Genomic DNA, 8,650 nt, shown 5'->3' with positions numbered 1-8,650 from the left:
GCCTGGCTGGGATGCCGGGACACACGCAAACCTTTCCCTTCGGGCGGAAAACCCCAGCTCGAACACCGAACACGAGCTCACAGGAGATTCAGGATGGTTTTTTCGGCCCGCCGTGCCAACGGATTCAGGCTCGAGCGTATGCAGGCCTCCCGGCAGTATGCCGACGGCGGCTTCGCGAACACCTACCACCCCAGCGTACAGCGCGTGCCCGAGGGGCGGCCGACGCCGGCCGACCTGATGTTTCGCGGCGAAGGACGCACGCCGGCGCAGCCAGTCCCCGCCATCGACCCGTGCCAAACCCAGGCACGTCCCGTCGAAACCGGACTGCGGGCCACCTGGCTCGGCTATTCGGGCGTGCTGTTGGAAATCAATGGTCATCCAAAGCCTTACCCCGTATGTGAAAATCCATGAAGAACTCACTCCATAGCCCCGCGTTATTGTCGGGAAGCTCCAGCGGGTAGTGCTCTGGATTTTCTTCGTGTTTCTTGCGGTAGTCCGCCACGAACGCCTCGATGTCTCGGCGAACTTCATCAGCAAACTGGTCCAGCGATAGTCCCATGAGACCGCCTCGAAGTCAGATGACCCTCAGTCCCAGCGCTAAGGCATGAGCCTTGGCTGCAACTGGCGACTCGGCACAATCAATCCAGAACTCAGGATCGCTTTCAACGACAATGGCATAGGGAGGAACGTCGGGCGAACACTCATTCTGGCGTTGCACTCTCACGGCCACACCCTGGCGCAGGTAATTGGCCATTGCGTACCTGACTTCAGGAAAGACTCTCAGGACATGTTCGCGCTGCTTCTCCGTCAAGCCCAACACATCAGGATCTAACAAAACGACTTGCTTCATCGTGCTTTTCCCATCGTTTCGGAGCAGGACCCTCCCCTCGACTGGAACCTGGCCGAACCCCCGTTCATGCCCTACAAAAGCCATCACTGCTGGCTCCAGGGGTTGAACATTGCAACACCCGTCAGCTCGAAATCCGTCACGTTCCGGGTCACGACCGTCATGCCGTGAACGAGCGCCGTCGCGGCAATGAGCGCATCGCGTTCGCTCTTGTGATCCGGCACATGCAGCCTCGCGCACCGAAGAGCTACGGCGGTATCCACTGCCAGGATGCGTCCGGCAAAGCCAGGAAGAACGTGCTGATCGAGCCACGCTCGCAGAAGCGCCCCTTGAGCGGCATCCTTTCGCTCACGCAGCAATACGCCGGTTTCCAGCTCCATTACGGAGATAGCCGACAGGTACAACTCCCCGACTTGGACGCTTTGCGCCCAAGCGACAATACCGGCATCGGCCTTGCCCTGCTTGGCCTTGCGGAGCTCGGAGACAACATTGGTATCGAGCAAGAACATCAAGAAAAATCCACCGGCTTCGTCTTGATCGTGGCGCGAGGGGCTTCAAACTCCACCTCCTCTTCCAGCGGCATTGCCAGGATCTCGACGATGCTCGGTTGGCTACCAGTCAGTCGCTGATATTCTTCGATGCACAGCAGAACGTGAGCCGGTTTCCCGCGATCTGTGATGAACACAGGCCCGGTCAGCGCGGCCTTCTTTGCCCGGCTGGTGTCGTGATTGAACTCCCGGCTAGAAAGGGTCGTCGGCATAGTCTGCTCCTCTAACGCAAATGTAGGTATGTTTCTACATCATAGCAGCAGACCCACATCTATAGCAGCGCTACCTTGAAGGCGAGGCGGATTTTCTCGCAACCGTTTTTCCTGCTGGGGATAGGCGCCAGCAGGCTTGCCAACGGCAGCAGGGAGAAATTTTCTCCTGCGTTTTCTCGGGACGGATCAGGCTGGCGCTCACCCCTCGGTTCAGCCTGCTCCCGCGCCGATACCACCTGCCAGCCACAGTCTCCTCCTCGTCCCAATCCGCTCCGTCGCCAACCATGGCGAACGCGCTGATCGCCGTGTGCCGTTCGTGCGGGGTGTCCCGATAGCAGAGGCCGCCCCACTCCCTCGTCGCTGTCAAGGAAGACGACGCTCGCGATGGACACTTCTCCGTCTCACAGGTATTCGGATATTTCAATGAGGTTGAAGTCGGGGTCACGAATGTACACCGAACGAATCGGCCCAGTAGCGCCGGTGCGCTGAACTGGCCCTTCCACAATCGGCCAGTTCTGCCTCTGCAGATGGGCGATCACCTCCGCCAGCTTCATCTCAGCGATGAAGCACAGGTCTAGGGCTCCCGGTACCGGCAGGTGGGCCTTGGGTTCGAATTCGTGGCCACGCACGTGCAGGTTGATCTTCTGGTTGCCAAAGCGGAACGCGATGCGGCCGTTGCCGAAGGTTTCCAGGCGCATGCCGAGCACCCGGGTATAGAAGTGCGTGGTGGCATCCGGATCTGAGGAGGTCAGTACCAGGTGGTCGAGACGGTTGATCATCAGAGGGCTCCTAGGAGATGGCGCAGGCCGGGGGAATAGTCAGCGGTGACGATGCTCGTCTTCCACGTGCAAGATGAAGGTGCCGCGATCGCGGAACCGCTATGACTTGACGTTCCTTATGTTCTGGATACTTAACCGCTTCAGCGGCTTGAATCGGACTGGCGACGATTAGTGAGATGTAGTGCATAAATGAGGGCCCAATCTTCATGAATAGGGGACTCCCTCTCTGGTTATTGCTTTGTGAAACACTGTGTCACGCGCTGCCGCCGCAGCGGCAGCGCGTTTTTCAGGCGGATATCTGACCTGCTTGCTCTAGCAAGCGACGGGCGCGGCCGAGTACCGGCGCATCGACCATCTCTCCGTCTACCACGAATACCCCGCTGCCGTTACCGACGCTCAACACGCGCTGCGCCCAGTCCAACTCGCTGGCACTTGGCATCAGAGTCGCGTGTACTACCTGCACTTGTACGGGATGGATGCATAGCAGACCGCCGAAGCCCATATCGCGGGCGTCGCGGGCGGCTTGTCGAAGTCCGTCAAGATCTTGGATAGACGGAAACACACTGTCCAAGGGGGGAGCCAGCCCGGCATCACGGCTGGCCAGCAGAATAGCGTAGCGCGCCTGGTCGAGCAGGCGACCGGCAGCAGCGCTACCATTGGCCAAGCCGATGTCCAGACCGAGGTCGAGGGCACCGAAAGACAACCGCTCGATCCCCTTGACGGCTGCGATTTCCGGCAGCGCGAGCAAGCCGCGCACGCTCTCTATGATCGGCCAGATCGGCTTGCCAGTGACGGCAGCTCGCACCACCTGCTCAGCGCTCTCTGCCTTCGGCAGCAGTACGCCACAGACCCCCGACTGACGGGCACAGAGATCAAGATCGGCTGCGTGGCCAGGATGCCCGGCAGCGTTTACCCGTACCAGTAGCTGTACCTCGGGATGGGCGGCTAGGAAGGCAGCCAGGTTGGCCCGTGCCTGTTCTTTGAGCGTCTCCTCGACGGCATCTTCAAGGTCGACGATAACCGCATCGGCACCGCTGACCAGCGCTTTGGGAATGCGCTCGGGACGGCTGGCGGGAACGAATAGGGCACTACGAATGATCGCTCGGTTCATCTGCGCATCTCCCCTCAGATCACGCTGGCGTCGCGCAGGCGGGCGACCTCGGCCGGGGCGTAGCCCAGTTCGCCGAGCAGCGCCTCGCTGTGCTCGCCCAGCGCCGGGATCGGCGCCATGCGCGGGGTGAAGGCGCTGTTGCGCCCAGGCGGCAGCAGGGCGGGCAGCACGCCGCTCGGGCTGCCGACCTCGCTCCAGCGCTGGCGCGCCTGGAGCTGCGGATGCTCCCAGACACCCTGCATGTCGTTGACCCGGGCGTTGGCGATGGGTGCGGCCTCCAGCCGGGCAATGACCTCTTCGGTGCTCAGCGCGGCGAAACAGTCGAGGATGATCGCGCGCAGCATCTCGCGCTGAGCCGAACGCTTGGAGTTACCGTCGAAGCGTTCGTCGTCCGCCAGCTCCGGGCGCCTGAGCACCTTGTCGCAGAACAGCCGCCACTCGCGCTCGTTCTGCAGGCCGAGCATCACGGTACCGCCATCGCCCACCGGGAAGGGGCCATAAGGATAGATGGTCGCGTGCGCCGCCCCGGCACGCGGCGGCGGCGTGGCACCGTCGAAGGCGTAGTACAACGGATAGCCCATCCACTCCACCAGGCTTTCCAGCATCGACAGGTCGATGTGGCTTCCCTCGCCGGTTCTTTCGCGCAGTAGCAGGGCGGAGAGGATGTTGCTATAGGCGTACATGCCAGCGGCGATGTCGGCGATCGAGCAGCCGGCCTTGGCCATCTCGTCGTCACCGGCCCCACCGGTGATCGACAGGAAGCCGCCCTCGCTCTGGATCAGCAGGTCGTAGGCCTTCTTGTCCTGGTAGGGGCCGCCCTCGCCGTAGCCGGAGATGTCGCAGACGATCAGCCGCGGAAAGTGCTCGTGCAACGCCTCGAAGGACAACCCCAGACGCGCCGCGGCGCCCGGCGCGAGGTTCTGCACCAGCACGTCGGCCTTGCCCAGCAGGGCGTCGAGGATCTCCCCGGCCTCGTCCTGCTTGAGGTCGAGGCTCAGGCTTTCCTTGGAGCGGTTGGTCCACACGAAGTGCGAGGCCAGGCCCTTGACCCGCTCGTCGTAGCCACGGGCAAAGTCGCCGGTGCCGGGGCGTTCGATCTTGATCACCCGTGCGCCGAGGTCGGCTAGCTGGCGGGTGCAGAAGGGCGCGGCGATGGCGTGTTCGAGACTGACCACAGTGATGCCGTCGAGCGGGCGGGACGATGGTGCGGTTGTCATAGCGGATTCCTCAAGAGGCGAGCGGCAGCGAGCGGGTGCTCGGCCGCACAGGACAGGATCGGGTTGGTGGAGAGCGGCGCCCATGTCGAGCGCCGCGACATCGCAGGGCTCCCGCAGGAGCCGACCCTCAGTCGAAGTAGACCTCGCCCTTCTGGGCGATACCGTTGGCGTTGCCGGCCCAGAGCTCGGCGTGCCCCGGCGCGACGATGCGCCCGCCGATCTCGAAGGCGTCCGGCGCAATGAGCGGGCGCAGGCCGCGATAGGCGAAGCGCCGTAGGCGCGCGGCAGGATTGGCACGGCAGAAGGCGCCCAGCACCAGGGTGGCGATCAGCGGACCGTGCACCACCAGACCGGCATAGCCTTCGGTGCCGGTCACGTAGGGCCAGTCGTAGTGAATGCGATGGCCGTTGAAGGTCACCGCCGAATAGCGGAACAGCAAGGTGGAGGTCGGCTCGATCGCCTCGCGCCAGTCACCCGGCGGCACCGCCTCGTCGTTGCGGGTCTTCGGCGGGCTGGGCTCGCGGTAAACGATATCCTGCTCCTCACGCACGGCTAGGCGGCCGTCCTGCAGGTAGTCGTGACGCACGGTGACGAACAACAGGGCGCCGGTCTTGCCGACCTTCTCCTCGACCTGGGCGATGGTCGACACGCAGGTGGCCTCGCTGCCAACCCGCAGCGGCGCAAAGAACTCGAAGCGGCCGCCGGCCCACATGCGGTTGCGGTTGTCCGCTGGCGGCAAGAAGCCGCCGCGCGCCGGGTGGCCGTCCGTGCCGAGGCCTACTTCGGGCAGCGGTTCCTGGAAGAACGCCCACTGCCACAACGGCGGCAGCGGCTCGCCACTGGCCGGCGTCTGCGTGCCGAGGGTCGCGGCAACGCGTTTGACCAGGTTGAGACTCAGCTGGTCATGGATTTCTTCGCTGCGGCCGATCCAAGTGGAAAGGTCGATCTGGCTCATTGGTAGTACCCCGTGGAGGTGTTGTTTTTTGTGTGCATGATTGCCAGCGGGTGGCGATCTATGAATCTGCATTTCTGTAAGGATGCGTTCGGATTTGATTAACGCCTGGCAGCCGGAACAGTCCCCTGTCCAGCAGCTCGGGCAGGGTCAGTCGCGCTGGGCATCGCCGGTTGGCGGTGCTGGTGGGCAGGCGACAGTAGGCAGGCGACGATCGCGCCTCAGGGCGATCGGCCCCATCCGCGAGCGGTCCAGCTCACCTTCCCAGGCGGCCACAACCACTGCCGCCACCGCATTGCCGATGAAGTTGGTCAGTCCTCGGCATTCGGCCATGAATCGGTCTACGCCCAGGATCAGCACCATTGCTTCGACGGGCACCGTCGGCACCGTGGCCAGGCTTGCGGCCAGGGCCACGAAACCGGCGCCGACCACCGCGGCCGCTCCCTTGGAGGTGAGCATCGTCACCACCAGCAGGGTCAGTTGCTGCTCCAGGGTCAGCGGAATGTTGCAGGCCTGGGCCAGGAACAGCACCGCCAGGGTCATGTAGATGTTGGTGCCGTCCAGGTTGAAGGTGTAGCCGGTGGGCACCACGATGCCGACCACGCCCTTCGAGCAGCCGATATCCTCCAGCTTGCGCATCAGTTGCGGCAGTGCCGACTCCGAGGAGCTGGTGCCCAGTACGATCAGCAGTTCGGCCTTGATGTAACCCAATAGACGGAAGATGCTGAATCCGGCCTGCCGGGCAATGCTGCCGAGCACACAGGCGACGAAGATGAAAGCGGTGAAATAGAAGGTGCCGATCAACTTGAGCAACGGCACCAGCGAGCCCAGGCCGTACTTGCCGACGGTGAAGGCGATCGCTCCCAGCGCGCCGAGCGGCGCCACCCGGCTGATCATGCCGACGATGCGGAAAAACACGTCGGACGCCTGGTTGATCAGCTCGACCAGCGGCCGGGCGCGCTCGCCGATCAGCACCAGAGCGACACCGAACAGCACCGAGACCATCAGGATCGGCAGGATCTCGCCCTTGGCGAAGGCATCGAAGAAGGTGGCGGGAATCACGTGCATCAGGAAGCCGACCATGCCTTCGCCATGCGCGGCCTGGCTGACATAGCCGGAGATGGCACTGGCATCCAGGCTGTGCACGTCGACGTTGAAACCGTCGCCGGGGCGCAGCAGGTGCGCCGCCAGCAGGCCGATCATCAGCGCCACGGTTGAGACCAGCTCGAAGTACAGCAGGGCCTTGCCGCCGACCCGGCCGACCCGCTTGACGTCCTGCATGCTGGTGATGCCGGAAACCAGGGTACAAAAGATGATGGGGCCGATGATCATCTTGATCAGCTTGATGAAGGCATCGCCCAGGGGTTTGAGTTCAATGCCGGTCTGTGGCCAGAAGTAGCCGATCACAACACCCAGCACGATGGCGATTACGACCTGAATGTAGAGGGTGCCGAGCAACTTCTTGATTGTCATTGTTATTACCCTGGTGGTGCCGCGCTTGCGGCGGAAAAAAGCCTCCACGGCACGCAGCCTGACGGCGGCGCACGGGAATCCTGTTGTGTGAGGGGAGAAGTTCGGGCTCAGTGAGCCCCTCTTCAGGCCGAGGCTCGTCGGGGAGCAGCGTCCCTTCTGCGGCGGTAAGGACGCGGCGGTGCGACTAGTTCACGATCGCCGGCCAAGAGCGTGCGGATGCCTGAGGTACAGGCTGTCGGCGAGGGAGGATCGAGGTGTTTCATCGGCAATTTTCCGTGCTTTGTTGTTGTTGATTGCATGATTGCCAAGTGGGGGGCGATCTGTGAATCTGGATTTCTGGAAGGAGGCGTTCGGATTTGCTTAACGCCATACAGAGAGAACACCGCCATGCATTTCGATCTGGCCGACCTACGTCTGTTCGCGCATATAGCTGAGTCGCCCAGCCTGACCCAGGGCGCGCGTAAGGCGTTCATCTCCCCGGCGGCGGCCAGCACGCGGATCAAACATCTGGAAGAGGAGCTCGGCAGCCGCCTGCTCTACCGCGACAGCCGGGGCGTCGAGTTGACGCCTGCCGGCAATCTGCTATTGCAACATGCGCGAAGGATTCTGCGCCAGGTGGAGTACATGAAGAGCGAGTTCACCGACTACGGCAGCGAGGCTGCTGGACATGTGCGCATCTTCGCCAATACCACGGCAGTCACTGAATTTCTCCCGGAAATCCTCGCCGGCTACCTCGTCGAACGGCCTGGGGTGACGGTCGATCTGCAGGAGCGACGTCTAGCCCGCGACATCGTGCGCGGAGTACTGGACGGTTCGACCGACCTTGGGATCATCGCTGGCCCAGTGCAGACCCAAGGTCTGCAGGTGATGCGCTTCAGCACCGACCGCCTGGTGTTGGCCACTCCACGCGACCATCCGCTGTCCCGGCGCGGCAGTGTCAAGCTGGCCGACACCTTGGAGTACCCGCACATCGGCCTGCATGAAGGCGCCACCCTACAGTACTTCCTGCGCGAGAAGGTCGAACTACTTGGCAACAGCTTCAGCCTACGTATTCAGGTCTACGGCTTCGAGGCCATGTGCCGGATGATCGAGGCGGGAGTGGGCATCGGTATTCTCCCGGAGTCTGCGGCGCTGCGTCACCAGCGGACCATGCAATTAGCAGTGGTCGAGCTGAATGAACCCTGGGTGCTGCGCGAGCGCAGCATCCTCGTGCGTGATCTAGAGGCGCTGCCGAGTTTTATCCGCACCCTCGTGAATGTGATCTTGGAGAAGCCGTTGGCGGCCCCGTAACGGCGCAGCCAGCGAGAATGCCTGGGTAGCTTCACCGTTCTGTTAGACCTATCCAAAGCTACCCATAGGTAGCTTTTTGCTAACTTCCTGCTTCGACGGGGCCGGTTTCACCCTGGCGTTGCCGCCAGGGCCAGCGCCTTCCCCTCCACAGGCTGACACCGTGGAACTCACGGCGTAATGCTTCAGATTGATTGCCGCGTTGCCGTCCCGGTCGTGCCGGG

The 8,650-nt window shown here is 62.9% G+C and carries 10 protein-coding genes; 2 read left to right on the top strand and 8 right to left on the bottom strand.

Annotated elements, in window-relative coordinates; translation table 11 throughout:
* Positions 1 to 93: 93 nt before the first annotated feature.
* Positions 94 to 411, top strand: a complete 318-nt coding sequence (locus tag BMY22_RS21940; RefSeq protein WP_244158966.1) for a hypothetical protein — start codon at positions 94 to 96, stop codon at positions 409 to 411.
* Positions 412 to 574: 163 nt separating this feature from the next.
* On the opposite strand, the gene BMY22_RS21930 is transcribed toward BMY22_RS21940, so the two are convergent.
* The 8 genes from BMY22_RS21930 to BMY22_RS21895 form a co-directional block, all read right to left on the bottom strand.
* Entirely contained in the window at positions 575 to 850 is a 276-nt protein-coding gene (locus tag BMY22_RS21930) for a hypothetical protein (RefSeq protein ID WP_090625410.1), read from the bottom strand.
* 83 nt (positions 851 to 933) lie between these two features.
* Positions 934 to 1,356, bottom strand: a complete 423-nt coding sequence (locus BMY22_RS21925) for a type II toxin-antitoxin system VapC family toxin (protein WP_090625407.1) — start codon at positions 1,354 to 1,356, stop codon at positions 934 to 936.
* Entirely contained in the window at positions 1,356 to 1,607 is a 252-nt protein-coding gene (locus tag BMY22_RS21920) for a type II toxin-antitoxin system Phd/YefM family antitoxin (RefSeq protein WP_090625405.1), read from the bottom strand. The genes BMY22_RS21925 and BMY22_RS21920 overlap by 1 nt, the downstream gene beginning before the upstream one ends.
* Before the next feature lie 401 nt (positions 1,608 to 2,008).
* Complete coding sequence (locus BMY22_RS21915) at positions 2,009 to 2,386, bottom strand: VOC family protein (RefSeq protein WP_208599371.1); 378 nt, start codon at positions 2,384 to 2,386, stop codon at positions 2,009 to 2,011.
* Between the two features lie 286 nt (positions 2,387 to 2,672).
* Positions 2,673 to 3,497 (bottom strand): HpcH/HpaI aldolase/citrate lyase family protein, encoded by an 825-nt coding sequence (locus BMY22_RS21910; RefSeq protein ID WP_090625402.1) that lies wholly within the window; start codon positions 3,495 to 3,497, stop codon positions 2,673 to 2,675.
* A 14-nt stretch (positions 3,498 to 3,511) separates the two neighbouring features.
* Positions 3,512 to 4,714: a CaiB/BaiF CoA transferase family protein gene (locus BMY22_RS21905; RefSeq protein ID WP_090625401.1), complete on the bottom strand. Its 1,203-nt coding sequence runs from the start codon at positions 4,712 to 4,714 to the stop codon at positions 3,512 to 3,514.
* Between the two features lie 127 nt (positions 4,715 to 4,841).
* Positions 4,842 to 5,669 carry an HTD2 family dehydratase gene (locus BMY22_RS21900; RefSeq protein ID WP_090625399.1) on the bottom strand — a complete coding sequence of 276 codons (828 nt, stop codon included), beginning with the start codon at positions 5,667 to 5,669 and terminating at the stop codon, positions 4,842 to 4,844.
* 147 nt (positions 5,670 to 5,816) lie between these two features.
* Positions 5,817 to 7,139 (bottom strand): dicarboxylate/amino acid:cation symporter, encoded by a 1,323-nt coding sequence (locus BMY22_RS21895; protein WP_090625398.1) that lies wholly within the window; start codon positions 7,137 to 7,139, stop codon positions 5,817 to 5,819.
* 387 nt (positions 7,140 to 7,526) lie between these two features.
* Between BMY22_RS21895 and BMY22_RS21890 the strand changes: the two genes are divergently transcribed.
* On the top strand, positions 7,527 to 8,429 hold the full coding sequence (locus BMY22_RS21890) for a LysR family transcriptional regulator (RefSeq protein ID WP_090625396.1): 903 nt from the start codon (positions 7,527 to 7,529) through the stop codon (positions 8,427 to 8,429).
* The last annotated feature ends 221 nt before the right edge of the window (positions 8,430 to 8,650 follow it).

This window comes from Azotobacter beijerinckii, assembly GCF_900110885.1.
GTDB classification, from domain to species: Bacteria; Pseudomonadota; Gammaproteobacteria; order Pseudomonadales; family Pseudomonadaceae; genus Azotobacter; species Azotobacter beijerinckii.
The sequence above is the reverse complement of the archived record's forward strand: the minus strand, read 5'-3'. Positions and strand labels throughout refer to the sequence as shown.

What these genes read in the sequence shown, in the direction of transcription:
- BMY22_RS21895 (WP_090625398.1), bottom strand. Translation starts at nt 7,139, where the DNA reads ATGACAATCAAGAAGTTGCTCGGCACCCTCTACATTCAGGTCGTAATC.
- BMY22_RS21940 (WP_244158966.1), top strand. Translation starts at nt 94, where the DNA reads ATGGTTTTTTCGGCCCGCCGTGCCAACGGATTCAGGCTCGAGCGTATG.
- BMY22_RS21920 (WP_090625405.1), bottom strand. Translation starts at nt 1,607, where the DNA reads ATGCCGACGACCCTTTCTAGCCGGGAGTTCAATCACGACACCAGCCGG.
- BMY22_RS21890 (WP_090625396.1), top strand. Translation starts at nt 7,527, where the DNA reads ATGCATTTCGATCTGGCCGACCTACGTCTGTTCGCGCATATAGCTGAG.
- BMY22_RS21915 (WP_208599371.1), bottom strand. Translation starts at nt 2,386, where the DNA reads ATGATCAACCGTCTCGACCACCTGGTACTGACCTCCTCAGATCCGGAT.
- BMY22_RS21900 (WP_090625399.1), bottom strand. Translation starts at nt 5,669, where the DNA reads ATGAGCCAGATCGACCTTTCCACTTGGATCGGCCGCAGCGAAGAAATC.
- BMY22_RS21905 (WP_090625401.1), bottom strand. Translation starts at nt 4,714, where the DNA reads ATGACAACCGCACCATCGTCCCGCCCGCTCGACGGCATCACTGTGGTC.
- BMY22_RS21910 (WP_090625402.1), bottom strand. Translation starts at nt 3,497, where the DNA reads ATGAACCGAGCGATCATTCGTAGTGCCCTATTCGTTCCCGCCAGCCGT.
- BMY22_RS21930 (WP_090625410.1), bottom strand. Translation starts at nt 850, where the DNA reads ATGAAGCAAGTCGTTTTGTTAGATCCTGATGTGTTGGGCTTGACGGAG.
- BMY22_RS21925 (WP_090625407.1), bottom strand. Translation starts at nt 1,356, where the DNA reads ATGTTCTTGCTCGATACCAATGTTGTCTCCGAGCTCCGCAAGGCCAAG.